Annotated in this window: 24 protein-coding genes; 7 read left to right on the top strand and 17 right to left on the bottom strand. The window is 48.2% G+C overall.

Annotated features, from left to right (window positions below; translation table 11 throughout):
- Positions 1 to 554, bottom strand: a 554-nt coding sequence (locus tag KDK17_RS09305) for an efflux RND transporter permease subunit (protein ID WP_257287916.1), incomplete at its 3' end; no start/stop codon positions are given.
- A gap of 5 nt (positions 555 to 559) precedes the next feature.
- Positions 560 to 1,774 (bottom strand): efflux RND transporter periplasmic adaptor subunit, encoded by a 1,215-nt coding sequence (locus KDK17_RS09300; RefSeq protein ID WP_257280136.1) that lies wholly within the window; start codon positions 1,772 to 1,774, stop codon positions 560 to 562.
- A gap of 721 nt (positions 1,775 to 2,495) precedes the next feature.
- On the opposite strand from KDK17_RS09300, the gene KDK17_RS09295 reads away from it, so the two are divergent.
- Together KDK17_RS09295 and KDK17_RS09290 are read left to right on the top strand one after the other, a co-directional pair.
- Positions 2,496 to 3,194, top strand: coding sequence for a response regulator (locus KDK17_RS09295; protein WP_257287915.1), 699 nt, complete (start codon positions 2,496 to 2,498; stop codon positions 3,192 to 3,194).
- Positions 3,191 to 4,585 (top strand): ATP-binding protein, encoded by a 1,395-nt coding sequence (locus KDK17_RS09290; protein WP_257280138.1) that lies wholly within the window; start codon positions 3,191 to 3,193, stop codon positions 4,583 to 4,585. Before KDK17_RS09295 ends, KDK17_RS09290 begins: the two co-directional genes overlap by 4 nt.
- An 85-nt stretch (positions 4,586 to 4,670) precedes the next feature.
- Here the strand turns inward: KDK17_RS09290 and KDK17_RS09285 are convergent, their stop codons facing one another.
- The 3 genes from KDK17_RS09285 to KDK17_RS09275 all read right to left on the bottom strand — a co-directional run bounded on the left by KDK17_RS09285 (position 4,671) and on the right by KDK17_RS09275 (position 6,191).
- Entirely contained in the window at positions 4,671 to 5,051 is a 381-nt protein-coding gene (locus KDK17_RS09285) for a VanZ family protein (RefSeq protein ID WP_257274395.1), read from the bottom strand.
- 38 nt (positions 5,052 to 5,089) lie between these two features.
- Positions 5,090 to 5,791 (bottom strand): pseudouridine synthase, encoded by a 702-nt coding sequence (locus KDK17_RS09280; protein ID WP_257287914.1) that lies wholly within the window; start codon positions 5,789 to 5,791, stop codon positions 5,090 to 5,092.
- A gap of 199 nt (positions 5,792 to 5,990) precedes the next feature.
- Entirely contained in the window at positions 5,991 to 6,191 is a 201-nt protein-coding gene (locus tag KDK17_RS09275; RefSeq protein WP_257274397.1) for a DUF2788 domain-containing protein, read from the bottom strand.
- Between the two features lie 189 nt (positions 6,192 to 6,380).
- Here KDK17_RS09275 and KDK17_RS09270 point away from each other — a divergent pair, with 189 nt between their 5' ends.
- Complete coding sequence (locus KDK17_RS09270; RefSeq protein WP_257274398.1) at positions 6,381 to 6,743, top strand: hypothetical protein; 363 nt, start codon at positions 6,381 to 6,383, stop codon at positions 6,741 to 6,743.
- 86 nt (positions 6,744 to 6,829) lie between these two features.
- Positions 6,830 to 7,936: a hypothetical protein gene (locus tag KDK17_RS09265; RefSeq protein WP_257274399.1), complete on the top strand. Its 1,107-nt coding sequence runs from the start codon at positions 6,830 to 6,832 to the stop codon at positions 7,934 to 7,936.
- Between the two features lie 4 nt (positions 7,937 to 7,940).
- On the opposite strand, the gene KDK17_RS09260 is transcribed toward KDK17_RS09265, so the two are convergent.
- The 5 genes from KDK17_RS09260 to KDK17_RS09240 form a co-directional block, all read right to left on the bottom strand.
- Positions 7,941 to 8,546 (bottom strand): YjaG family protein, encoded by a 606-nt coding sequence (locus KDK17_RS09260; RefSeq protein WP_257274400.1) that lies wholly within the window; start codon positions 8,544 to 8,546, stop codon positions 7,941 to 7,943.
- A 119-nt stretch (positions 8,547 to 8,665) separates the two neighbouring features.
- Entirely contained in the window at positions 8,666 to 9,055 is a 390-nt protein-coding gene (locus KDK17_RS09255) for a hypothetical protein (protein WP_257287913.1), read from the bottom strand.
- 596 nt (positions 9,056 to 9,651) lie between these two features.
- The gene (yeiP, locus tag KDK17_RS09250) at positions 9,652 to 10,218 is read right to left on the bottom strand and encodes an elongation factor P-like protein YeiP (RefSeq protein ID WP_257274402.1); all 567 of its coding nucleotides are present in this window, start codon (positions 10,216 to 10,218) and stop codon (positions 9,652 to 9,654) included.
- Positions 10,219 to 10,284: 66 nt separating this feature from the next.
- On the bottom strand, positions 10,285 to 10,737 hold the full coding sequence (locus tag KDK17_RS09245) for a DUF3301 domain-containing protein (protein ID WP_257274403.1): 453 nt from the start codon (positions 10,735 to 10,737) through the stop codon (positions 10,285 to 10,287).
- A gap of 102 nt (positions 10,738 to 10,839) precedes the next feature.
- Positions 10,840 to 11,028 carry a hypothetical protein gene (locus tag KDK17_RS09240; protein ID WP_257274405.1) on the bottom strand — a complete coding sequence of 63 codons (189 nt, stop codon included), beginning with the start codon at positions 11,026 to 11,028 and terminating at the stop codon, positions 10,840 to 10,842.
- 396 nt (positions 11,029 to 11,424) lie between these two features.
- Here KDK17_RS09240 and ald point away from each other — a divergent pair, with 396 nt between their 5' ends.
- Both ald and KDK17_RS09230 read left to right on the top strand, forming a co-directional pair.
- Positions 11,425 to 12,546 carry an alanine dehydrogenase gene (gene ald, locus KDK17_RS09235; protein ID WP_257287917.1) on the top strand — a complete coding sequence of 374 codons (1,122 nt, stop codon included), beginning with the start codon at positions 11,425 to 11,427 and terminating at the stop codon, positions 12,544 to 12,546.
- Positions 12,547 to 12,665: 119 nt separating this feature from the next.
- Positions 12,666 to 13,121, top strand: a complete 456-nt coding sequence (locus KDK17_RS09230) for a GNAT family N-acetyltransferase (protein WP_257287912.1) — start codon at positions 12,666 to 12,668, stop codon at positions 13,119 to 13,121.
- Between the two features lie 68 nt (positions 13,122 to 13,189).
- On the opposite strand, the gene KDK17_RS09225 is transcribed toward KDK17_RS09230, so the two are convergent.
- Positions 13,190 to 14,683 carry a CoA-acylating methylmalonate-semialdehyde dehydrogenase gene (locus KDK17_RS09225; RefSeq protein WP_257287911.1) on the bottom strand — a complete coding sequence of 498 codons (1,494 nt, stop codon included), beginning with the start codon at positions 14,681 to 14,683 and terminating at the stop codon, positions 13,190 to 13,192.
- Positions 14,684 to 15,182: 499 nt separating this feature from the next.
- Between KDK17_RS09225 and KDK17_RS09220 the strand changes: the two genes are divergently transcribed.
- Positions 15,183 to 15,767 carry a hemerythrin domain-containing protein gene (locus KDK17_RS09220; protein WP_257274924.1) on the top strand — a complete coding sequence of 195 codons (585 nt, stop codon included), beginning with the start codon at positions 15,183 to 15,185 and terminating at the stop codon, positions 15,765 to 15,767.
- A gap of 42 nt (positions 15,768 to 15,809) precedes the next feature.
- Here the strand turns inward: KDK17_RS09220 and KDK17_RS09215 are convergent, their stop codons facing one another.
- From KDK17_RS09215 to KDK17_RS09190, 6 genes are all read right to left on the bottom strand, one after another.
- Positions 15,810 to 17,768 carry an acetoacetate--CoA ligase gene (locus KDK17_RS09215; RefSeq protein ID WP_257287910.1) on the bottom strand — a complete coding sequence of 653 codons (1,959 nt, stop codon included), beginning with the start codon at positions 17,766 to 17,768 and terminating at the stop codon, positions 15,810 to 15,812.
- Positions 17,746 to 18,672, bottom strand: a complete 927-nt coding sequence (locus KDK17_RS09210) for a hydroxymethylglutaryl-CoA lyase (protein ID WP_257280142.1) — start codon at positions 18,670 to 18,672, stop codon at positions 17,746 to 17,748. Before KDK17_RS09210 ends, KDK17_RS09215 begins: the two co-directional genes overlap by 23 nt.
- Positions 18,662 to 20,698 (bottom strand): biotin carboxylase N-terminal domain-containing protein, encoded by a 2,037-nt coding sequence (locus KDK17_RS09205; RefSeq protein ID WP_257287909.1) that lies wholly within the window; start codon positions 20,696 to 20,698, stop codon positions 18,662 to 18,664. The genes KDK17_RS09210 and KDK17_RS09205 overlap by 11 nt, the downstream gene beginning before the upstream one ends.
- Positions 20,695 to 21,480: an enoyl-CoA hydratase-related protein gene (locus KDK17_RS09200; protein WP_257280144.1), complete on the bottom strand. Its 786-nt coding sequence runs from the start codon at positions 21,478 to 21,480 to the stop codon at positions 20,695 to 20,697. Before KDK17_RS09200 ends, KDK17_RS09205 begins: the two co-directional genes overlap by 4 nt.
- A gap of 17 nt (positions 21,481 to 21,497) precedes the next feature.
- Positions 21,498 to 23,105 carry a carboxyl transferase domain-containing protein gene (locus KDK17_RS09195; RefSeq protein ID WP_257280145.1) on the bottom strand — a complete coding sequence of 536 codons (1,608 nt, stop codon included), beginning with the start codon at positions 23,103 to 23,105 and terminating at the stop codon, positions 21,498 to 21,500.
- 161 nt (positions 23,106 to 23,266) lie between these two features.
- A complete protein-coding gene (locus KDK17_RS09190) occupies positions 23,267 to 24,430 on the bottom strand; it encodes an isovaleryl-CoA dehydrogenase (RefSeq protein ID WP_257280146.1) in 1,164 nt (387 codons plus the stop codon).
- Positions 24,431 to 24,442: the final 12 nt, after the last annotated feature.

Here is a 24,442-nt window from a genome sequence, read left to right as displayed (position 1 = left end):
CTGTAGACCAGTGAACCCAGAATGTCGGCAGAAGCGACGCCGTTGATACGCGCCATGGGTTCTTTCAGGTAGTTGTTGGCGTAGTTATTAAGGTAAACGCCGTCGTACTCCGCTTTATGGGAGATCAGGTTGATACCCATCAGCATACTTGAAGATTTTTTGCTGACGGTGACACCGGTTCTTCTGACATCTTCGGGAAGCGATGGCTCAGCCACCGCTACACGGTTCTGGACGTTTACCAGGGCCATGTCCTGATCAACACCTGAATCGAAGGTGACGGTTATGCTGGCGCTGCCATCGTTACCTGCAGAAGAGTTGATGTAGAGCATGTCCTCTACACCGTTGACCTGTTCTTCAATGGGGCGGATGACGGCTTCTTCTATGGTCTCTGCATCGGCTCCCGGGAATACCGCACTGATATTAACCTGAGGAGGTGTGATTTCCGGAAACTGAGCCACTGGCAGGGTCAGCATGGAAATCATACCCACCAGTGTAATGACGATCGACAGGACAAAGGCAAACTTGGGCCTGTGAATAAAAAGCTGACTGATCATCGCAGTTACCCTTGTTTGTTAGTCTGGCTGCCCTGCTCTTGATCAGGCTTTGGCTGGGCTTCAATGCCGCCTGTCTCAGGATCAATCGTGACGGTGGTGGGAGTCACTTTAGCACCTGGACGAACTTTCTGAAGGCCTTCAACGATGATCTTTTCACCGGCTTTAAGCCCGGAGTTCACAACCCACATTGGGCCTAAGCGACGTCCCAGTTCTACCTGACGGGTTTCAACTGCGTTATCAGCATCAACGACCAATACAAAGCGACCGGACTGATTTTCCTGAACGGCAGACTGAGGAATGATCGGATGTTCGGTCTTGTTCCTGCCTTCTACGATCAGGGTGACGTATAGACCCGGTAGTATGATGCCCTGAGGATTTGGGAATACTGCACGCAGGGTCAGGGTTCCTGTGGTTTCATCGACACTGGTGTCTGCGAAGTTGAATGTACCCTTGTGATTGTAATCGCTGCCATTGGGCAGGCGCAGGCTCATTTCAAAGTCCTGCTTTTCGGCAGCCCGGTTGCCAGAACTTTCCTGTAAGCGGCTGATGAATTGTTGCTCATTGACCTGGAAGTTGACATAGATTGGGTCAATGGAAGTCAGAGTCGCCAGAGGTTCACTGCCGGGTCCTACCAGATTACCCACGCTGTAATGGGTGCGGCCGATCTGTCCTTTGAAAGGTGCTAAGATTTTGGTGTAGCTGAGATCCAGTTTGGCCGTATCCAGTTGGGCTTCAGCCGCCTGAACAGAGGCTTCTGCCTGAGCTTCTTTGCTGGTCTGGGTATCCAGGTCAGCCTGGCTGATGTAGCCTTTCTTGTGAAGATTCTTGCTGCGTTGCAGGTCTTTCTTGGACTTGTTCAACTCTGCTTTAGCGCTGGCCAGATCAGCCTCGGCTTTTTTGAGGTTGGCGATATAGGGTTTGGGGTCTATCACGAAAAGCAGCTGATCTTTCTCAACGGTCTGTCCTTCAATGAAGTCCCTCTGAGCGAGAAAGCCTTCTACTCTTGCTCTCAGGTCGACAGTGTTGACAGCTTCTGTTCGGGCAACGTATTCATTGTAATCGCCAACAGGCCGCTCCGTTACGTTGATGACGGAAACAGCGGGAGGAGGTGTTTTTCTTTGTTCCTGCTCTTGATCACAGCCAGTCAGGGCTAGAACGGATGCAACAAGCAAGCCGAAAGGGAGCAGGGATCGTTGTCTATTTTTGATGATCGATTTCATCGATGGCTCCGAGAGAAAGAGTCTCAAGTTCAGGTTTCCAGCCCACGGTCAGAGTCTTGTGGTATGAGCGTGCCGATTCGGGGGACCTCTCCGCAAAGCAATACACAGGCAAGTCTGGTCTGAAAATTGTCTCAGCTGCTTGCACAGGACTTGATTCAGACATGATACAGCGAGTATTCACCTGTCTTATATTCAGTGCAACAGCGACCTTCGAGTCTCAGAGAAGCTGGATATAAACGTTATTTTTTGGGCGTCTATATTCCAAATCATCCGTTTTTCTGTCGCTGGCGCAGTATTCGTACTGTGCAGAGCTGAGCATGCTCATGTTGGAAAATAAGTGGGTATTGTACTCGGCTAAAGACTGATTCCTACTACTAAATTAAAAATCAGACACTTGTTTACAGGACGTTTACTTCTATTGCAAATAAAGCTTTTTACAGAGTGCTTACTGACTCTAACCCCAAGATATATATGGGCTTCAATACACTGAAGCCGTTGTTTAAACACTGAAGGTTTTCAACAAAGAAGGAATCAATTGAAACGAAAGTCTTCCAGAATATTGAGTGCTGTTTTTTGCTTCAAGACGACTTGTTGGTTCATGACGGTTTATTGATTATGAGGCACGGGTCAGCTGACAGACAATCTGTAAATTTTGTACCCTGTGCTGTACCTTTAACCCCGCTTTTCCCCCTGCGGGGTCTTTTTTATTGAGGAGCTGCCAATGAGTAATGAAAATCTAGAGCTTCTGTTGATAGACGATGATATCGAACTCTGTGAATTGTTGATCGAGTACCTGGCTACAGAAGGGTACTCTGTACACGCAGTTCATGATGGTGAGTCAGGTGCTCATGCTGCTCTTTCAGGGGATTATCAGCTGGTACTGCTGGATGTTACCCTGCCAAAACTGAATGGCTTTGAAGTCCTGAAAAAAATCCGTCACACGTCTGATATTCCGGTATTGATGCTGACGGCTCGTGGTGATGATGTTGATCGCATCATTGGGCTGGAAATCGGAGCTGATGATTACCTGCCCAAACCATATAACCACCGTGAACTGGTAGCCAGGATCAAGGCCATTCTGAGAAGGGGCAGAACGCCGGGTGCTGAAGTCGGTAACAAAGTCCTTTCTATTGATGATATCACTCTGAATCTGGCAAACCGTGAAGCCAAGATGGGTGAAACACTGCTTGAGCTGACGGCTACTGAATTTATGGTCCTCAAGTCACTGATTGAAAAAGCTGGCGAATTGATTTCCAGAGATGAGCTGACGCAAATCGCATTGAACCGTCGTCTGACACTTTATGACCGTGCGATTGATATGCACGTGAGTAACGTGCGCAAGAAAATTGGTACACGTCCAGATGGCTCACCCAGAATTAAAACCGTCCGTGGTGCCGGCTACTTCTACATCAGACCATGATTATTCAAATCCGGAGAATGCTGGTCTGGCCATTTCAGAGTCTGTTCTGGAAGCTGTTTCTGTGGTTCTGGCTAACCATGTTGTCGATGATGGCAGCCATGGTTATAGCGGTGGCCATAACGGTAAATCCCTCGGATTTCCTGTCCGAGCGCAGAGAGCTTTTTCGTGAACTGGAGATCGTCTCCAGAAAAGTGGAGCGCATGGCTTCTGGCTGGGCGCCTCATACTCCTTTTCCTCAGTTCAGCGGAAGTTATTTTTACCTTTTTGATCCTGCCGGTGAAGTGGTGGGCAGACGAGCCGCTCCGGATGAACTGATGTCCGCTTATGACCGAACCCATGATCGCACTGAACCTACCATCACTTTCAGAAGTGGTGTCGTGGTGGTGGGCCCCAGAAAAGTCTGGATTGGACGGATACCCTATGACCTGTTTCTGACCAAGGAAATGCCAAGATTAGTTCACTGGCGAGTCACCAAGGTTCTTTCCCAGCAATGGCATTTGGTTATCATTGCTCTGGCTGTCAGCTTCCTGCTTTGCATCATGCTGGCGCGCTACCTGGTCGTCCCTATCAGACGATTGCAGGTAACCTCCAGAAAGCTGGCGAAGGGAGAGCTCTCTGCCAGGGTGGAAGCCTCTGTGAGACAGAGAGGTGATGAGTTGGGAGAGTTTGCCCGTGATTTTGATCACATGGCAGAACAGTTGGAGACGCTGGTCAATAACAAGGAAATTTTGCTGAGAAATGTCTCTCACGAGTTACGCTCTCCGTTAACCCGGTTGCAGATTTCTCTGGCACTTGCCCGAAGAAAAACACCTGAAGCTGAGGCGGAACATGGGCGAATAGAAAGAGAAATCGAGCGTCTTGATGAGTTGATTGGTGAGATTATCCGTTTCTCCCGTATTCAGCATGGTCTGAGTGAAATGGCCTGTGAGCGGGTCAATCTGGAGCAGCTTATCGAGCAATTGGTGGATGACGGTAACTTTGAAGCTCAGGCTCAGAATAAAGGTGTCGATCTCATTAAGAGCCAGCCTATTGAGATTGTTGGAGTGCGTGACTGGCTCAGCAGTGCTGCTGAAAACATCATCCGAAATGCCATCCGATTCACTCCTCAGGGCAGTGATGTTGAGGTGACATTGGAACAATATCGTCGAAATGTAATCATCAAAGTGCGGGATAAAGGTCCGGGTGTTCCCGAAGATGCACTGGAATCCATGTTCGAACCTTTTTTCAGGGTGGATGAAACCCGTGGCAAGGAAAATGATGGGTTTGGACTGGGGACTGCTATAGCGATGAGCGCTATAGCTAATCACGATGGCGCAATCTTCGCCAGAAATGCTCATCCGGGTCTTGAAGTAACAATCAGGATACCCTTGGATCATAAGCACAATGTCTAATTGGGATCGGTCATAAATCAGTCAAATTGCAAGAGTCAAATAGAAACGCTGGGAAAGCTAATGGCTTCTCGCTCGGCTTCCATGTTTAAGACCAGCGCCAGTTGATCAGTGGTACACGCTTCCAGACAGGAATAGTGAAAAAGTAAAGGATAATGCCAGCCAGATCGGCAATCAGATCAGCCCAGGAAAAAAAGCGGTATTCCGTTTGTAATTGCAGCAGCTCAATGAGAAGACCGTAGGCCATCAAGCCACTGACTTTCGATAAGTTGAACGACTGGCTTGGAAGGCTGGCATCGATCAGAAAACCTAACAACAGGAAAGCCGCAAGATGTTGAAGCTTATCGTTCACATCGGTAAGTGGGACTTTATCCAATGGCAATAAGGACAAAACTACAATAGATATCATGGCCAGCAGGAGGCCAGTCCTGGCCAGTGTTGTGTAATGATTTCTGATCAATGTTACCAAGGTGTCCTTCCTGTCGATTCGTAGAAATGGATAGGGACTTATTTTCTGTGACGATTTGAATACCCTTTTCGTGCCTGTTTGTTGGCAATGGTTCGTTTTCTGATAATACTATTTTTTGTTAAAGTTACCTTTAGATCATCAGGTATCTCTGCTTCGCTCCATTTTCCCGGTTTCAGTCCATCCAGTGTCCAATCGCCTATACGGTAACGTATCAATCTTAGGGTAGGGTAGCCAACCGCTGCGGTCATGCGCCGAACCTGTCTATTACGTCCCTCACGAATAGTCAGTTCCAGCCAGCGGTCAGGAATGGACTTACGCTCTCTTATGGGTGGTACTCTTGGCCAGATTGCTGGTGCTTCAATGATTCTGGCTTTGGCAGGAAGCGTCAGACCATCTTTGAGTTCAATGCCTTTTCTCAGTTTCTCCAGTGCCTTTTCATTGGGTATGCCTTCTACTTGAACCCAGTAGGTTTTCTCCATCTTGTGCAGGGGCGAGCTAACCTGATGCTGAATCTGTCCATTGTTAGTTAGCAGCACCAGTCCCTCGCTATCTCTGTCCAGGCGACCAGCAGGATAAACATCGGGAATGGAGAGGTAGTCCCTGAGTGTTGGGCGCCCTTCTGAATCGGTGAATTGTGTCAGCACATCGAAAGGTTTGTTAAACAGAATCAGCCGGGGGGTGGTAGTATGTTCTTTTTTATTCCTTATGAAGCTGGGGGGCTGGTAGGGGCGACCTGACATCTGGCTGAGTCTCGTTAGCTTTGGCTGGTATTACAGATTATAAAGTTATTGAAACAGAACAAAAGCCCTCAAGTCAGCTCCACACTGAATACTGACTGAGACGCTGTAAACGTTTGACAGGATTAACTGCGAGATGGCCTCTCTCGTCTGGTGTCTGAGAGCAAACCAGCTTTATTTATCGAGTTAGGCAGCCCAAGTTTTAACCGCCAATCGTTTTCATCAAAATGCCTTTTAGGACAAACCCCAGAACACCCAAGCATAAAGCGCCAAAAAGAATGAATGTACCAAATTTTCCCGCTTTCGACTTTTTAGCCAGATCGTAGACAATAAAACCCATAAACAACACCAGAGCTGTCAGGAGGGCTTTCATCATCAGGCTTTCAAAACTGTCTATATCCATACTTCACTCCAACGAATAAGCTTGCTCATTCTATCTCTGGTGGATTCTATGTCTACACTGAAATAAGAAGAACAGGCCGTTCTGTACATAAAGTGCCGTTCAGCTGGAAAGAATACAGAGTGTCACAGCGATAATGAGCCATTGATCAGGGAGTGCATGGCTGTTACTTAGCCAATAGGAGAGAACCTCATGGCTTCCCGCATCAGGTTAATCGATGTCACCAAGCTTAAGAAGTCGTCCTGGCTTGTTCAGCAGGAATCCGAAGCTGTAGTAAAGACCGCTAAAGCAGGCATTAATCGGCAGAAAGACTTTATGGACTCTGTTGGTATGGATAAAAAGAGACTCCGTGAGTTTATCAATAGTGATGCCTGGCCCACCCATTTCAAGCACAAAGCCCGTCAGGAGTTGATCAAATTCAACGATGAGCTAAAGAGTGATCTTTCTCACGAAGCATCATTGAAACGAAAAGAACTCAGGCAGGCTAATCGACTGTTGAAACCCAAGACAAAATCGAGATCCTCAGGCAGAAGGCATAGGACCGGATTTGTTTAATTGTTTGCAAAGAGCTGCTGGACCGGGCAAAAAAGATTGGGTGCTTTTTTACTGAATATTAATATGGATGACAGGGGCGGCTTTTCATGGCTACCGTTAATGGAGTTAACAGTAATAACAATATTAATGTTGTTGATTCTTCCGAGCTTAGTCAGCAGGACTTTATTTCGGCTGTCTACCTTGAGCGCGGGAATATGCTGGATGCGGAAGTCCGCAGACTGGTCGGTGAGATAGAAACTTCCAACCAGCTGCTGACTAGCGTCAATAATCTGATCAATAAATCCAACATAGCTCAGTATGGCACCAGCCAGTACACGCAGACCACCTGGACCACCAACGGTAACAACATCGTGCTGGATAATGGATACGGTATTGCTATCCGGCCGGATGCTAATGGCAATACTACATTTACTTTGGTGGATGCTGAAGGTAATCAACTCAATTATCAGAATCAGACACTGGTGCCTGTTGCTCAGGGCTCTATTACGGATGCCAGTCAGGTGGGTATACCTGTTATGAATGATATGACTATGGTGCTGGATGATGGTACTGAGATTACCTTTCAGACATCCTCTCCCGGAACCCCCTTTGATCCCTCCAGTTTGTCAGGAGGTCTTGCGGATATCACCGGAATGACGATCACAAGGGGGAATCAAGGGCTCACAGTAACAAATTTGAATACGGCAAATCCTGTTATTGGTACTCCAAACCTGAATGGCACCACTCTGGATGCGGCCAGTAACGATGGTTATGTACTGCTCGAGGCGGGCGGGCTTCATTCCTGGGAGTATGACGGAGTGAATACCAACCAGATGACTCGACAGGATCCGAATGATCCCAGCGCTTCGCTCAGTGGCTACGCAGCACGTAAAGTTGCTTTCCAGAACAGTTTTACGAATGAAGTGACCGGTGGTATGCCTGCATTGACTAAAGAAGAGCGTGATATTCTCAGTAACCTGTTGAAGATCAATTACACTGATGCCAGTGGAAAGGGCCACCTTACACCAGAGGAATGGGCTTCGCTGAAGACATCACTCAACGCTGCAAAAGAAAATCTGACAGGAAGTAACCAATTGCAGACAGTCCAGTTACAGCGCGCGATGGCTACTTATAATCAGAACTATGATGCGATATCCAACTCTCAGAATAAAATCTATTCACTGCTGAAAGATATCATCAATAATTCGAAATGATGGATCACTCAAGGCTGATACCAATGTGACTGATTCCTTCATTTCTGGCCAAAGCCCTGATCTGTTTCATAACGTCCGGGCTTTGTTTGCTTTTGCTGGTTTGATCCAGCACTTCTTCAATAAACGCTATCTGTTGCTGATATAGCTCATGCTGTTCAACATACTGTTGGAGCTCAATCCCTTTAAGCTCTTCAGCTTCTGTATACTTTATGAATTTACCAATGGTGCTCAGTGAGAGTGTCAGGGCACTGGCTGTCTCTGCAGCATCAGGCTCCATAGCACAGTTAACCGCACAAATCGTACTGATAACACTGTCGTAGGCTGGAATGGTGCCAAACATCTCCCACTTATCAAGATCAGGTACATTCGGTTCAAGTTTCTCCAGCAGACGCTCAAAGTTTTTGGCTGACTGGTAGCCTGCGACGTTATCCCAGAGCATATTCAGACAGTGTCGAACGTCCTCAGGGTGACCAAACTCTGTGAGTTCAGCAAACAGGGCAAAATTGGGCCAGCTTCTTTCACAGACGGCGGTTGTTAGCGTTATGAGCTTCCAGGCTGGAAGTTTATCAAGCTGACGCAGGAACTGAGCGTATTGTCTATGTGTGTTCAAAGTGAAATCTCAGGCCAGAATATCTGGACAGGGATTCTAGCGGTATTCCCCCTGGAAGGCACTGCTGAGAAGGAATTCTGGAGTCATAAAGTGCTGTAGCTATGCATTGTAGTCCGTTATCAGAGCTGCCACTTGAAATTAACGGTGAAGGAATCCAGATCATAATCGGAATTAAGTTCAATCATGGAATTATCAAACATACAAGTTTCTGCTTTGACATTGCTGCTGAATCGAACCTTGCCACAGTCTCCAAATTCGAACTCGGTTTTTTCCTTGATGAATTCCATACCTTCCTTGATGGGTCTGGCAACACCAATGTATTCGAGCCCCAGAAATGCAGCACTGGCAGCAGCCTGTTCAGCCAGCTTTTTGGGATCGGAAGCGGCCTTGTACACAAAAGCACTGACTTCTTTCTGATTGATTCCGGACTTTTCCCGAATAGACAACTCAGGCATTCTATTGACGCTTTTTGAGCGGTTGATGGTTCTGGTAGAGAAAGGGTCAATCATTGAAACATCATGCGAGTAAGCTGTACTGTAATGAGAAACTTCAGAAAGGTAATGAGCTTCTGAGTCCGACATTGCCAAAACTGGGAATAGAGTCATCACCAGGCATGACCCCCACTTGCAACATGCATTACAGCTGTTTAAAGACTTGCTTCCATCCATGGTGCTAATCCTTAGTAAGCGCCGAAAACACTTCCATCGAAATTATACTGCCAGTCTATACACCATGCTGGCAAGAGAAAGACCCTTGTAAAGTAAGTTAAGCATGCTCAGGCTAAGGTGCCTTGTATTTCCTGTTTAATATAGCGACATAATATATTTATGTTCTGTCATTATTATACTGTGAAATAATCGCTTCAGAATGGCCATGATGAACGGTGTAAAAAAGAAAATCACTTCGTAATCCATTCCTTGTTTATTGGGGCCACTAATAAGCTGTCTTTGTTTCCATTTATCTGGCTCTATCGGCTGTAGGTTGGTCATCTTGAGCCCGTTGCGGGCTCTTGATCATAAATGACAATGGTGTGTGTATGGGGTTTGTTGTTGAAGGCTGTTACCAGTGCACTGGCAGGCAGTGAACCAGAAGGGATGATCAGGCTCTATGCTCTGGACATGAATTTGCCTGTTTCCGTATTAATCTTGATAATTTCTCCAGTGCTCAGGTATTCCGGAACCTGAACTTCAAGGCCAGTACTCAGTCGTGCTGTTTTGGTACGAGCTGCTGCGGAAGCACCTTTAATAGCAGGAGATGTTTCAATGATTTCAAGAGCGATGGATGAAGGCAGCTCAATAGCCAGTAACTGACCATCCACCAGAAGAGCGGTCAGTCCTTCCATACCATCAGACATATAGGGAAGCTGTTCTGCAATGGTCCCTGAGTTAACGAGATATTGGCTGTAGTCCTCACTATCCATGAAGGTAAACTCATCACCTTCACGATACAGAAAGGAAACCATTCGGCGGAGTAAATCAACATCAGCAAACGGGTCGTCGCCCGTGCAGGTCATCTCCAGCTTCTGACCACCGGGAACGGAACTGAAACGAAACTTGTAGAGGGTTGAGGCACCGCGAGCGGATGGACTCTTGGTTTCATTCTGTCGGACTATGTAGTACTGATTTTCAATCTGAACAATCTGACCTTTCTTAAGATCTTTGGCGTAGGCCATTTATTTCAACCTCAGTTCAAAGGAGTGGGCAAATTCTATCACAGGACCGAAATTGCCTTGAGTTCGTTAATCGTTTTCACGGGATCTGAATGTTGGGGTGTCAATGCTGCCTCGGCAGTTTGTCAGATCGACCGTATTAGACGGGTTGTTATCCCCGGGCAGAGTGTCTTCTGAATACTCTGCAAACATGATCAGGTTCGAAGTTTGCTGTTCTTCAGGGCAGGTGTACTGCAAATCCATTACCTGCAAGTATCTGCCAAGCAAGCGGATATGCCCCGGGTAGCGTTGAATGCCGTTAGAGGTAAATTCAAAATTGAAATCTCTGGCAAGGTGCACCTGACCGTTTGGGCCTCGTTTGAAGCGAGTTGAATAACGAACTACAGTACCATCAAGAAACTGCAAGTTCATTTCCTTGCAGGCGCGCCTGCCATGGACGATAGCGATTTCTCTTGCTTTTGTTGTGTCAGCCCAGTACCAGACAAAAGCCGCCCCAAGTAGGATCCAGATGATAGTGTTCATGAGCGCATTTTATAGTCAGGAAAGGAAGAAAAGCTATGTCTTGTGCGCTTCTTTTACAAGTTGCCAGAAGCTGCAGAGTTTTTTTGAGTCTTCAATTGCAAATCAGTGCAGATGTCTTGGATTGCTGGCCTTACCAATGGGCTTTCCATCCCGATCAATGAGTTTCTCTCTGGCATCGACTCTGTAAATTCTTCGAAAGTATTCTGCTGTCAGGGCTTTCTTATCAGCAAACTGCCTGATGTCTACACCAACCCGGTTGAGGTATTCAAGCATGAAAATGGTATCGGGCACATCAGCCTCCAGTTATTGGCTCCACATAGTGATTCTCCACTACTCAGATAACCCATTCCGGATCCTGTTGAAATCCAAGTCTCAACGGAATTCCAAGTTAGAATAGCACCAGCATGTTTCGTTTTTTTGACTTGAGACATTCTTTTTCCGGCCTTTACAGAGCTTTACAGCCTCCTTATTGTTTCTTATCACTAAATCTCTGAGAGTCTCCTTTTCCTCGTCGCTTGGAGAGGGGCAGTTGATTGTTTGTAAATTTCCGGGTTTTGGTGATTTTATTTGTAGCATTGTTTTTTTTGGTTTAATTTTCTGGATCAAGTATAAAATCAAAATATTTGACTGATAAAGGAGCCGTATACTGGGATATATGTGCCAGACAAAGCTCAGCTGGGGGAATATATGCTGGTAGGCGTGCCAAAAGAAATAAAGAATCATGAGTATCGAGTCGGGTTAACACCTGCTGCAGTTAAGGAACTCGTGGCGCAAGGGCATGAAGTTGTTGTTGAAATGAATGCCGGAGCAGGTATTGGTTTCACCGATGATTGTTATAAAAGTGCCGGAGCTACTATTGTTTGCAGCGGCGAGTCAGTGTTCGAACAGGCTGAGCTGATTGTTAAGGTCAAGGAGCCTCAGGCTGTTGAAAGAGCGAGGCTACGTCCACACCATACCCTCTTTACTTACCTCCATCTGGCTCCGGACGTTGCTCAGACTCAAGATCTGATTGAATCCGGAGCCACTTGCATCGCTTATGAAACCGTAACGGATGTTAATGGTCGTCTGCCCTTGCTGGCTCCCATGTCAGAAGTCGCAGGTCGTATGTCTATTCAAGCCGGTGCCCACTGTCTCGAGAAGTCCCAGTCAGGTCGTGGTGTTCTTATGGGTGGTGTTCCTGGCGTAGATCCCGCAAAGGTCGTCATCATTGGTGGCGGTGTTGTTGGTCAAAATGCTGCAGCTATGGCTGTTGGCATGGGCGCAGATGTTGTTGTTCTGGATCGTTCTGTAGACGCGCTTAGACAGCTTGATGCGCGTTATGGCAACCGTATAAAAACCGTGTTCTCTACTCATCACTCTATTGAAGAGCATGCACTGACCGCTGATCTACTGGTAGGTGGTGTTCTGCTGCCAGGTGCTGCTGCTCCCAAGCTGGTGACCAAAGATCTCATTAGCAGAATGAAGTGTGGTTCTGTGATTGTTGACGTTGCCATTGATCAGGGTGGTTGTGTTGAAACGTCAAGACCGACCACCCACGATGACCCTACCTTCATCGTGGACGGTGTTGTGCATTACTGTGTAGCTAACATGCCGGGCGCCGTAGCAAGAACATCAACAGTGGCACTGACCAATGCGACGCTGCCTTATGTTGTAAACATTGCCAATAAGGGTACTCGTATAGCTCTGGAGGAAAACCCACACCTGCTGGAAGGTTTGAATATCTGCAAAGGCGTGGTGACTTGTGAGAGCGTTGCTCGGGTACAAAACCTGACCTACAGACCGGCTTCTGAAATGCTCTCTGACATCTGATGTAAAGATGGTCTGAACCGAATACTCTGGTTTGCTTTTGGCTGCCAGAGTTTTTATTTTTAATAGCGAAAAGAGATTCACACACACACAAATTGATTGATTTTGGGTGGGATTCGGATTTGATTAATTGGCAGTGGTCCAGGTTTGAAGAGCTTACCGGGCAGGAAGTATACAGCATTTTGGAAGCCAGACAGGCTGTCTTTATTGTTGAGCAGGATTGCCCCTATCCCGATGCTGATGGTCTTGATCAGATATCTCTGCACTTATCAGGCTGGGGGGCGGATCGAAATGATCTTGCGGCCTACCTGAGGATTATACCTCCGCCCTCTCCCGACTCCGTTGTCACTATTGGTCGTGTTATTACTACTTCCTCATACCGTGGCAGAGGTTTGGGAAAAGAAATGATGAAACGAGCCTTAGAAAAAGCCAACGAACTCTTTCCTGAATATGATCTTTATCTCAGTGGTCAGGCTCACCTTCAAGCATTTTACGGTGCCTTCGGCTTCAGAGCTGAAGGTGGTATCTACGTGGAAGATGGTATTCCCCATATTGCCATGTTTTCAAGAAGGTCTTGATGACTACCGGCACGAGCGGCCAGTGTTGTCTGAGACAACTGATTCCACAGCGTGCCAGCTTCTAATATTCATTTCATGGTAGGAATGACAAATTCTGCGCCAGCTCTGATTCCGGTTGGCCAACGGGAAGTAATAGCTTTGCGACGTGTATAAAACTTCACACCTTCCATGCCGTGCATATGCAATGGACCATACAGGGAGCGCTTCCAGCCGCCAAAACTGTGGAATGACATGGGGACAGGGATTGGCACATTAATACCGACCATGCCGATCTGGATGTCATGGGCAAACTGTCGGGCGCTGTCACCATCACGAGTAAAGATAGATGTACCATTGCCGTATTCGTGGTCATTGATCAGGGTGACAGCTGTCTCGAAATCAGGCACACGGACTACTGATAGCACCGGTCCGAATATCTCATCCCGGTAAATGGACATATCGGTGGTGACATTGTCAAACAGGCAACCGCCCAGAAAATAGCCCTCTTCGTGGCCTTCAACAGAATAATTTCTGCCGTCTACGACCAGTTTGGCACCCTGGGCGATACCGGCATCAACATAACCTGATACCTTATTGAGGTGCTCCTGGCTGATGAGGGGGCCCAGTTCAATACCAGGTTCCAGACCATTACCCAGTTTCAGGGCTTTCACTCTCGGAGCCAGACGTTCAATTAGTGCGTCTGCCACATCACCCACAGCAACTGCAACAGAAATAGCCATACAGCGTTCACCCGCAGAACCATAGGCAGCTCCTACCAGTGCGTCAACGGTCTGATCAAGATCAGCATCTGGCATGATAACCATGTGGTTTTTGGCTCCACCCAGGGCCTGAACCCGCTTTCCGTGGTGGCAGCCCTTCTGATAGATATACTCAGCAACAGGTGTAGAGCCAACAAAGCTGACAGCCTGAATATCTTCGGAGGCGAGGATCGTATCCACTGCTTCCTTGTCACCGTTGAGCACATTCAGAACGCCGTCAGGAAGACCGGCTTCTTTCATCAACTCGGCCAGACGGAAAGGAACAGAAGGGTCTTTTTCTGAAGGTTTGAGAATAAAAGTGTTACCACAGGCAATGGCCAGGGGGAACATCCACATGGGTACCATAGCCGGGAAGTTAAAAGGTGTGATTCCTGCCACCACGCCCAGTGGCTGACTGACGGACCACGCATCCACATCCGTTCCGACATTTTCTGTGTATTCCCCTTTCAGCAAGTGAGGGATACCACAGGCGAACTCAACGACCTCCAATCCACGGGTAATATCACCGAGAGCATCTTCCAGAACCTTTCCATGTTCTCTGGTCAGCATTTCAGCCAGCTCGTTACGGTGTTTTTCAACCAGCTCCTTGAATTTGAACAGGAGTCTTGCACGTTTCAGTGGGGTGACATTTCGCCATTCTTCAAAAGCCTGTTTGGCAGTGGCTATGGCCACCTCGACCTCAATGGGACTGGCCAGAGAGACTGAAGCTTCCTGCTTTCCGGTAGCAGGGTTAAAAATGGGTAACTGGCGCACGCTGGGGGCCGAGGGCAAACCGGCGATGAAATGGTTGATTTGAGCACTCATGTCATGGCTCCTTACAGTTCATTACTTTTATTGTTTAGATTGAAACCGTCTCTTTTCAAGGTTACGGGAATTAAGTCTCCGCATGAAGAGCTGAGCACCATGAATTAATGTTCAACCTCCTTTCAACGGCTACTGACAGGTTTCGACAATGGCAAAGTTGTCCTGCATAGAAAGCAGAACCAAAAATCTTGATCTGAATCAATATCTATCACATAAGGGCTTTTGGATTCCGGCTGAATGCAGTTATTCTGGGAATCTACTCAAATTGTTGTTGAGTAGGCTGACTTGAAAAATAGCAAAATGAGGCATGGAGAAACCTTTTGGAAACATTCTGTAAATAGAATAGATCCAGCTTTCACAATATGAGAGTGTTTTTATTTTCATGACTCAATAAGGGGGTTTCTATTCTGATGCCCCGGGCGGAAATGCCTGAATGCTTTGAGGGTCTGTTAAGTTTTCTGGCATTTCAAAATAACAAGAACAAGATAGGAAGAGTGCTATGTCGTTGCTGATCAATAGACTTGTGAAGGATCATGAGCACCTTTTGCGCCTGCTCGATTGTCTGGATCATGAGGTATCCGGATACAAGGATGAAAGTGAGCATACTCCCAGACTCTGGCTGATTCTTGATGCTCTGGACTACCTCCATAATTACCCGGACAGCTTCCATCACCCACTGGAATCCCGATTGCTATCCCGTCTCCGTCCAAGACTGACTGATGCCAGCCAGCGCGCTGTTATGGCAGAAGTAGAGGCTGAGCATAAAGAAATACGTCAGTTCACCACCAGTCTGATAGAGCGTTTCAGTGCCTTGAGTATGGATCAGGTTATCCCGGTCAATCAGCTGTTGGCGGATTATCAAAAATACGTTGAGTTGCAGAGGGCACACATAAAGAAAGAAAACAGGGTTTTGATCCCCGCTATGAAAGCCATTCTGACAGAAGAAGACTTCAAGCAGGTGAACGAGGCTCTGAAAGTGACTCCAGATCCTCTGTTCGGATCCCATACCTGGGAATCCTATGAGAACCTGTATCAGTTTGTGGTGGGAGTTCCCGTTGAACAGGTAGCTTCCGAAGTACACTGAAAATTTGCCGTCTCGGAGGGGCAGTTTCTGAAGCCTTTGTTTTTAATCCTGAAGTTCTGGTCGTTTTCGAAAATAGTCTAAAGCTTCCGGGTTTGCCAAGGCATCGGTATTGGCAATCGGTTTATCATGGACAACATCCCTGACGGCCAGCTCAACGATCTTGCCGCTGATGGTTCTCGGAATATCAGGTGTTTGGAGAACAACCGCAGGTACGTGGCGAGGCGTTGTATTGGCCCGAATGGTCTTTTTTATTTCGCTGATGAGTGCGTCATCCAGGATGATGCCATCTCGTAACTTAACAAACAAAATGACCCTGACATCGCCTTCCCACTCCTGACCAATGGCAACACTTTCGAGTACCTCTTCGACCTTTTCAACCTGTCGGTAAATTTCCGCAGTACCAATTCTCACGCCACCCGGATTCAGGACAGCATCTGCCCTGCCATGAATAATCACCCCTTTATTGACTGTCAGTTCACCAAAGTCTCCATGGGCCCAGACCCCCGGGAACTGGTTGAAATAGGCTTTGTGATACTTTTTGTTCTCAGGGTCATTCCAGAATCCAATAGGCATTGAGGGGAAACTGGACTGACAGGTCAGCTCGCCTTTTTCTTTCAACAGGGGTTTGCCTTCAGGGTTGACGAATTGAACGTCCATTCCCAGCCCTCGGCACTGAAGCTCCCCTCTAATGACCGGCAAGGCAGGGCAGCCCAGAGCAAAGCAGGAAATAATATCGGTACCACCGGAAATAGAGGATAGACAAAGGTCTTTTTTGATGTCCCGGTATACATAATCAAAACTCTCGTGAAGCAAAGGAGAGCCAGTAGACAGAATGGTTTTCAGTTTTGGCAGGGAGTGAGATTCAACAGGTTTAACCCCGGCCTTTTCCAGTGCTGCAATGTATTTTGCACTGGTCCCGAAAACAGTGATCCCTTCTTCTTCAGCGATATCCATAAGGCTTCGTGGTTCAGGATGAAAGGGGGAACCATCATAAAGAACGACAGTGGCTCCCAGCGCAAGAGAAGAAGCCAGCCAGTTCCACATCATCCAGCCGCAGGTAGAAAAATAAAAGAGGGTGTCTTCGGGTTTTACATCCGTGTGTAAAGACAACTCCTTCAGATGCTGTAAAAGGGTACCACCATGTCCATGTATGATGCACTTTGGTGCTCCTGTCGTCCCGGAAGAATACATAATGAACAGAGGGTGGTTGAAATCTACCGCTACAAACTCAGGTGTATTGCGGTCTGGAACAATAAAATCGTCGTATAAACTCGATGAAGTCAGGGAGCTGATATCGGCATCACTGCCAAGGAATGGCACAATGACGGTTTGTTCGATAGAAGGGATTTGCGCCTGAATGGACTGAACTTTTTCCAGGCATTGAATCGGCTTGCCACCGTAAAAATAGCCATCAATGCTGAGTAGTACTTTTGGGGTGATTTGCCCAAAACGATCCAGAACACCCTGAATACCAAAATCTGGTGAGCAGGAGGACCAGACAGCTCCCAGCGCGGTAGTCGCCAGCATCATAATCAGGGTTTCAGGGCAGTTGGGCATAAAGGCCGCCACTCGGTCTCCTTTGCTGACCCCGAGGACTTTGAGTCCAGCTTGCGCTGCTGCAACCGCTTTAACCAACTCACCATAACTCAAGGTGATACGCTGGCCATCTTCCCGTCTGAAAATCAGCGCGTCTTCTGTGGTTCTTTCGGCATTTTTGCTATGCCGGAGCATGTGTTCTGCATAGTTGAGAGTCGAGTCCGGAAACCACTTTGCCCCCGGCATTTGATCATGGTTGCAAACAGCAGAAGGGGCACTGTGAAATTGGATGTCTACAAATGTTGCCAGGCTATCCCAGAAAGCATAACGATCGCTGAGACTCCAGTCATAAAGGGAGTGGAAATCAGTCAGCTCCTGAGCAGTGACGTCATTGACTGACTGAATGAATGCGTGAAGATTTGACGATTGAATCCGGCTCTCGTCAGGTGCCCAGAGCTGCGTCATATTTGATCCTGTCTTGTTGTAGTGCCAGCCCGGCGTTCGAGTAGGAACGGATACCCAGTTGATGGCAGATGAATGTCGAGGCTTCGAGAAGCCTGTCCATCTGCACGCCAGTTTTAATGTTCAGGCCTGCCATTAAATAGAGCACATCTTCAGTGGCAACATTGCCAGAGGCTCCCGGCGCGTAGGGGCATCCACCCAGACCGGCAACTGCCGAATCCACCACTGTCAGACCCTCTTCAAGGGACGCGTATATATTGGTTAATGCCTGTCCATAAGTGTTGTGGTAGTGAGCGGCAAGATGCTCCATAGGTACTTCACGACCACAGGCTTCCAATACTCGTTTAACCCTGAGAGGTGTTCCTGTACCTACAGTATCGCCAAGGGAGACTTCGTAGCATCCCATTTGATAGAGTGCTTTGGTCACTTCGGCTACTTGCTGAGGCGTGATGGCGCCATCATAGGGGCAACTGATAATGCAGGAAACATAGCCCCTGACAGGAATATTACTCCGTCTGGCCAGTTCCAAAACTGGCTCAAAACGTTTAAGACTTTCGGCAATGGAACAGTTGATATTTTTCTGGCTGAATCCTTCGGAAGCTGAGGCAAACACCGCTGCCTCGTCTACTCCTGCTTTCAGAGCATCTTCCATCCCTCTGAGATTGGGGGTTAAAGCGGTATAAACAACGTCACATTGACGTTTGATAGTCTGGAAAACTTTATCCGAGTCCGCCATCTGGGGAACATATTCAGTGGAAACGAAACTGCCGGTTTCGATGTGCCGAAGGCCCGATTGAGACAGTAAGTTGACCAGCTGAACACGTGTTTCCGGAGAAGTTGGTGTTGGCAGATTCTGGAGTCCGTCACGGGCTCCAACTTCGACAATACGGACAGACTCAGGCAGCATGTTCACTTTCCTCCCTGAACGCCATGAGCGATGAACCAGCGTCCACCCTGTCGCCTGCTTGATAAAAGACTGACTCAATCATTCCGTCACAAGGAGCATAAATAGTGTGTTCCATTTTCATGGCTTCCATGACCAGCAGAGCGGTGCCGGCATGGACCTGCTGTCCCGCTTCGACCATCACTGAGTTGACGGTACCGTTCATTGGCGCCAACATTGCCTCAGAGCCATCCTGTGCGGTCAGGCATTGTCCTGAAAGGCTCAACTCAACGCTGAAGTCAGGGAAGAATATCTTTAGCCTGGCTTCGGGCAATGGGACCACGCGACATTTTGTTGAAGAAAACACCGTGTTGTGGCCAACCGACAGTTGTCCTGACAAACAACCTGACTCCACCTCATACCAGTGAATATCAGCCTGACAATAGCCATCAGGTAGACTCACTTTGAACCTTTCGGACGTTTTTTCCAGCGAAATCACGTAGGGTTGATGGTTCAGAAACAGAGTTATCTGAGAAGGTGTCACAGCAGCCGGCAATGAACCCTTGTATTGAGATTGATGGAATTGGTATAAGGATCCTGCAATCAACGACACTCTCAATTGATCACGATTCAGTTCTGTCTGAGGTGGATACTGGTCAATAAAGTGTGTCGATAACTCAGCCTTTCTGAAGGCAGATTCATTGACCAGATGCAGCAGAAAGTCCCGGTTATCACTCAAGCCGGCCTGTTGATAGTCAGACAAAGCCTGAGACATTTTATCAATAGCTGCTTCACGATTTTCAGCCCAGACCACCAGTTTTGCCAGCATTGGATCATAGTGGCTGGAGATATGATCACCCTGTTGTACACCGGTATCGATGCGGACATGATCCTTAGCCTGGGGCCATTGCAAGTCCATGATTTTTCCGGAGGAAGGTAAAAAGTCTTGATTAGGACTTTCGGCGTAGATTCGAGCCTCAAGGGCATGGCCATGACATTGCAGCTGATCTTGTGTCAGAGGCAAGGATGCACCAGCGGCAATAGCCAGTTGCCATTCAACCAGATCCTGCCCGGTAATAGCCTCAGTGACAGGGTGTTCAACCTGAAGTCGTGTATTCATTTCCATGAAATAGAAACGTTCACCGTCAACCAGGAACTCAACTGTACCGGCTCCCCGATACTCTATGGCCCTGCCGGCTGCGACTGCGGCTTCACCCATACTTTTTCGCATGGAGTCAGGGAGGTCAGGAGCTGGGGCTTCTTCGATGACTTTCTGGTGACGGCGCTGTAAAGAACAGTCACGGTCGAAAAGATATATTCCTTCATTGTTCTCATCAAAAAAGATCTGAACTTCTACATGGCGAGGTCGGGTGATATACGACTCCAGAAGCAGGTGGTCATCACCAAAACTTTTCAGGGCCTCTCTTCGGGCAGCCTGAAGACCTTCCTGCAACTGGTCTGAATGTTCAATAATTCTCATGCCCTTGCCGCCACCACCCAATGCGGCTTTGACCATCAGAGGGTAACCTATGCGTTCTGCCTCGAGGATCAGGGTTTCATCAGACTGATCGCAGCCGTGATAACCGGGACACACAGGGACACCGGCCTTTTCCATCAGGGCTTTGGCTTCACTTTTTGAACCCATTGCTTTGATGGCCTGGTGACCGGGTCCGATGAAGTGAATACCGGCGCTATGACAGGCCAGAGCAAAGTCTGCATTTTCTGAGAGAAACCCATAGCCGGGGTGCACCGCCTGAGCGCTGGACTGTTGGGCAACTTCAATCAGTTTTTCAGTGCACAGGTAGCTTTCCTGTGCAGGCGAAGAGCCAATGTAATAAGCTTCATCAGCCAGGGTTTTATGAAGGGCCCGGTAATCTGCATCGGAATAGACAGCGACTGTCTTAATTCCCAATTTTTTGGCGGTATTTATCACTCTGCAGGCGATTTCACCCCGGTTGGCAACCAGGATTTTATCGAAATGTTTTACACTCCGTAGACTGTTGTTCGAGCTCATGGCTGTCTTCTCGCTCATGACTGTCTTCTCGCTCATGGCTGCCTCCATGACGGTATGCGTTTTTCAAGGAATGATGCCAGGCCTTCCTGACCTTCAGGAGAGACTCTGATGCGGGCTATCTCCTGGCAGGCCATTTCGACAAACTCTTCATTAATGGGTTTGTTATGAACTTTATGAAGCATGTTTTTGGCCAGTCGAGTCGCTTCAGGAGCATTACCAAGAAGCTGTTGAGTTAGCTCTTCTGCTTTGGTGTCGAGTTCTGATTCAGGCACCCGTTCATGCAGCAATCCCAACTCAAGCGCTTTTTCTCCAGAGAAGACTTCTGCACTCAGAAAGTAACGACGGGCCTGACGGGTACCTATGGCCTGGACAACGTAAGCGCTGATGACGGCCGGGATCAGGCCAATTTTGACCTCACTCAGGCTAAAACGGGTATTCTCTGCTCCCAATGCGATATCGCAGGCACAAATCAGTCCAATAGCACCACCAAATGCAGCGCCCTGAACCACTGCCATGGTAGGTGCTGGAAAGTGATTCAAGGTGTGGAGTAGCTCTGACAGTGTACGTGCGTCGTCGTAGTTTTCCTGTTCACTGAGGTGAATGGCGTTCTTCATCCAGTTAAGATCACCTCCGGCAGAAAAATGTTTGCCGGAGCCTCTGAGTTGCAGCAGTCGTGTCTCTTTACCCGACAGCTGTTTCAGGGCCGCAATCAGTTCGCTGATCAGTTCTGCATTAAAAGCATTACCCACTTCCGGACGGTTCATAGTTATGCTGGCAACGCCATTGCTGGTGGTCTCGATAATGAGAGAGTTGCTCATGGTATTACCTCCCTGCCTTACATTCTGAAAACACCAAAGCGGGTTTCTTCGATGGGCGCATTCATGGCTACAGAGAGGCTCTGGCCCAGAACGTCACGGGTATTGACGGGGTCAATAATGCCATCGTCCCAGAGCCGGGCACTGGCATAAATCGGATTGCCTTTGTGGTCATAGGTTTCGATGACCGGTGTTTTAATGGCGGCTTCTTCTTCGGCAGAAAGGGTTTTCCCCTTTCGTGCGAGACTGTCTTTTTTAACCTGGGCCAGAACTTCTGCTGCCTGTTCACCGCCCATCACTGAGATTCTGGCATTAGGCCAGATCCAAAGAAATCTCGGGTCATAAGCCCGCCCACACATACCGTAGTTGCCTGCACCAAAACTGCCGCCAATGATGACGGTGAGTTTTGGAACGGTTGCACAGGCCACCGCATTGACCATCTTGGCGCCGTCTTTTGCTATGCCCCCTGCTTCATAGTTTGAACCCACCATGAAGCCTGTGATGTTTTGCAGGAAAAGCAAAGGTATACGTCGCTGGCAACATAATTCGATAAAGTGAGCCCCCTTCTGGGCCGACTCTGAGAAGAGAACTCCGTTGTTTGCCAGAATGCCGACCGGGTGACCATGAATTCTGGCAAAGCCGCAGACCAGAGTAGTGCCATAGCGGGCCTTGAATTCATCAAATTCGGAACCATCAACGATTCGGGCAATGACTTCACGAACGTCATAATTCTGTTTCAGATCGGAAGGGATCAGGCCATAGAGTTCGCCGGGGTCATAGACGGGAGGAATGGGCTTTTCTAATGGGAAGGGATGAGTTTTCTTTTTGTTCAATCTGTCAATGGAACTTCTGACAAGTTCAAGGGCGTGGGCATCATTTTCTGCCATGTAATCCGCCACACCTGATTGTTCACAATGAACCCCGGCACCACCCAGCTCTTCTGCCGTGACCTCTTCTCCGGTGGCGGCTTTGACCAGAGGTGGGCCTGCCAGAAAGATAGTGCCCTGATTTCTGACGATAATGGTTTCGTCTGCCATAGCCGGCACATAGGCTCCTCCTGCCGTACAGGAGCCCATAACTGCGGCAATCTGGGGAATTCCTTTGGCAGACATGTTGGCCTGGTTAAAGAAGATTCGACCAAAGTGTTCTCTGTCCGGAAATACTTCATCCTGGTAGGGAAGGTTGGCTCCTCCGGAATCAACCAGGTAGATGCAGGGCAGATGATTTTGTTCGGCAATGGTCTGGGCGCGCAGGTGTTTTTTTACCGTAAGCGGGAAGTAACTGCCGCCTTTGACAGTAGCATCGTTGGCCAGAATCATACATTCGATGCCAGCAACAAAACCTACGCCTGCAACAACACCGGCGCAGGGGGCTTCATTATCGTAGATGTCGGCAGCGGCAAAGCGGCCTACTTCTAGAAAAGGGGAGTTGGGATCAAGCAAATGGGCAATGCGATCCCGGGCTAACAACTTTCCTCTGGCAGTATGGTTTTCTCTCGATTTTTGACTGCCGCCTTGGGCAATGGTTTCAAAACGAGCATTGATCTGGTCCACCAGAGCCTGCATGTGTCGGCGGTTGTTGTGGAATTCGGGGCTGTCGGGTGCCACTTTTGAAGATAGTACGGGCATATTGATCGCCTCTGATGAAGCCGTTTTTTTGCTCATAGCCTTGCAGCGTTGCGATAGAGGTTAGATCACATCCTGCATGCCAAGGCTATGGCTGTTTCGGAATGTATGATTGTTGTTATGGCAGCATGGTTGTCCTGAGAGAGCAGTGCTGCGTGGCGATGTTAGCGAGACTCCTGGAAAAGTTCTCTGCCGATCAGCATACGACGGATTTCTGATGTACCGGCACCTATCTCATAGAGCTTGGCATCTCTAAGCAGGCGACCGGTTGGATATTCATTGATGTAGCCATTACCACCCAAAATCTGAATGGCGTCCAGTGCCATCTGGGTAGCACGTTCAGCACAATAAAGAATGACACCGGCTGCGTCTTTTCGGGTACTTTCACCACGATCACAGGCAGCCGCAACTGCATAAAGGTAAGCTTTACTGGCATTCATCTGGCTGTACATGTCAGCCACTTTGCCCTGGATCAACTGAAACTCACCAATGGACTTGCCAAACTGTTTACGGTCATGAATGTAGGGAATTACGACATCCATACAGGCTTGCATAATGCCGGTTGGGCCTCCGGACAGAACCACTCGCTCATAGTCCAGTCCACTCATGAGCACCGATACCCCTTCATTGACGGCACCCAGTACGTTTTCTTCAGGCACTTCGCAATCTACAAACACCAACTCACAGGTGTTCGATCCTCTCATGCCCAGTTTGTCCAGCTTTTGAGCACGAGAGAAACCTTTGGCGTCTCGTTCAACGATGAATGCGGTAATGCCTCGGGAACTTTTTTTGGGTTCGGTTTTGGCATAAATGACGTAGGTGTGGGCATCCGGGCCATTGGTGATCCACATCTTGCTGCCATTCAGAATATATCTGTCGCCTTTTTTCTCGGCTTTCAGTTTCATGCTGACAACATCTGAACCTGCGTTAGGTTCGCTCATGGCCAGAGCGCCGATGTGCTCGCCGCTGATCAATTTGGGAAGGTATTTCTGCTTCTGTACTTTGTTGCCGTTACGCTTGATTTGGTTTACACACAGATTGGAGTGTGCCCCATAACTGAGAGCAACGGAGGCAGAAGCCCGGCTGATCTCTTCCATGGCGATGACATGAGCGAGATAACCCATGTCTGAACCACCGAGTTCTTCTTCTGCCGTTATGCCAAGCAAACCCATAGCTCCGAACTTTTGCCAGAGGTCCATGGGAAACTGGTTGCTGCTGTCGATTTCCCGGGCGCGGGGAGCAATTTCATGATCGCAAAACTGTCTGACCTGCTCTCTCAGCAGGTCATTGGTTTCACCCAGATTGAAGTTGAGTGTCAGGTAATTCATCGAACGTATCTT

It is taken from the genome of Endozoicomonas sp. SESOKO2 (assembly GCF_024606245.1).
In the GTDB taxonomy this organism is placed as follows: Bacteria; Pseudomonadota; Gammaproteobacteria; order Pseudomonadales; family Endozoicomonadaceae; genus Endozoicomonas_A.
The sequence above is the reverse complement of the archived record's forward strand: the minus strand, read 5'-3'. Positions and strand labels throughout refer to the sequence as shown.

Excerpts from the sequence above, each read along its gene's own strand:
- KDK17_RS09300 (WP_257280136.1), bottom strand. The coding sequence starts at position 1,774 with ATGAAATCGATCATCAAAAATAGACAACGATCCCTGCTCCCTTTCGGC.
- KDK17_RS09295 (WP_257287915.1), top strand. The coding sequence starts at position 2,496 with ATGAGTAATGAAAATCTAGAGCTTCTGTTGATAGACGATGATATCGAA.
- KDK17_RS09290 (WP_257280138.1), top strand. The coding sequence starts at position 3,191 with ATGATTATTCAAATCCGGAGAATGCTGGTCTGGCCATTTCAGAGTCTG.
- KDK17_RS09280 (WP_257287914.1), bottom strand. The coding sequence starts at position 5,791 with ATGTCAGGTCGCCCCTACCAGCCCCCCAGCTTCATAAGGAATAAAAAA.
- KDK17_RS09275 (WP_257274397.1), bottom strand. The coding sequence starts at position 6,191 with ATGGATATAGACAGTTTTGAAAGCCTGATGATGAAAGCCCTCCTGACA.
- KDK17_RS09270 (WP_257274398.1), top strand. The coding sequence starts at position 6,381 with ATGGCTTCCCGCATCAGGTTAATCGATGTCACCAAGCTTAAGAAGTCG.
- KDK17_RS09265 (WP_257274399.1), top strand. The coding sequence starts at position 6,830 with ATGGCTACCGTTAATGGAGTTAACAGTAATAACAATATTAATGTTGTT.
- KDK17_RS09255 (WP_257287913.1), bottom strand. The coding sequence starts at position 9,055 with ATGATTGACCCTTTCTCTACCAGAACCATCAACCGCTCAAAAAGCGTC.
- yeiP (WP_257274402.1), bottom strand. The coding sequence starts at position 10,218 with ATGGCCTACGCCAAAGATCTTAAGAAAGGTCAGATTGTTCAGATTGAA.
- KDK17_RS09245 (WP_257274403.1), bottom strand. The coding sequence starts at position 10,737 with ATGAACACTATCATCTGGATCCTACTTGGGGCGGCTTTTGTCTGGTAC.
- ald (WP_257287917.1), top strand. The coding sequence starts at position 11,425 with ATGCTGGTAGGCGTGCCAAAAGAAATAAAGAATCATGAGTATCGAGTC.
- KDK17_RS09225 (WP_257287911.1), bottom strand. The coding sequence starts at position 14,683 with ATGAGTGCTCAAATCAACCATTTCATCGCCGGTTTGCCCTCGGCCCCC.
- KDK17_RS09220 (WP_257274924.1), top strand. The coding sequence starts at position 15,183 with ATGTCGTTGCTGATCAATAGACTTGTGAAGGATCATGAGCACCTTTTG.
- KDK17_RS09215 (WP_257287910.1), bottom strand. The coding sequence starts at position 17,768 with ATGACGCAGCTCTGGGCACCTGACGAGAGCCGGATTCAATCGTCAAAT.
- KDK17_RS09210 (WP_257280142.1), bottom strand. The coding sequence starts at position 18,672 with ATGCTGCCTGAGTCTGTCCGTATTGTCGAAGTTGGAGCCCGTGACGGA.
- KDK17_RS09205 (WP_257287909.1), bottom strand. The coding sequence starts at position 20,698 with ATGAGCGAGAAGACAGTCATGAGCGAGAAGACAGCCATGAGCTCGAAC.
- KDK17_RS09200 (WP_257280144.1), bottom strand. The coding sequence starts at position 21,480 with ATGAGCAACTCTCTCATTATCGAGACCACCAGCAATGGCGTTGCCAGC.
- KDK17_RS09195 (WP_257280145.1), bottom strand. The coding sequence starts at position 23,105 with ATGCCCGTACTATCTTCAAAAGTGGCACCCGACAGCCCCGAATTCCAC.
- KDK17_RS09190 (WP_257280146.1), bottom strand. The coding sequence starts at position 24,430 with ATGAATTACCTGACACTCAACTTCAATCTGGGTGAAACCAATGACCTG.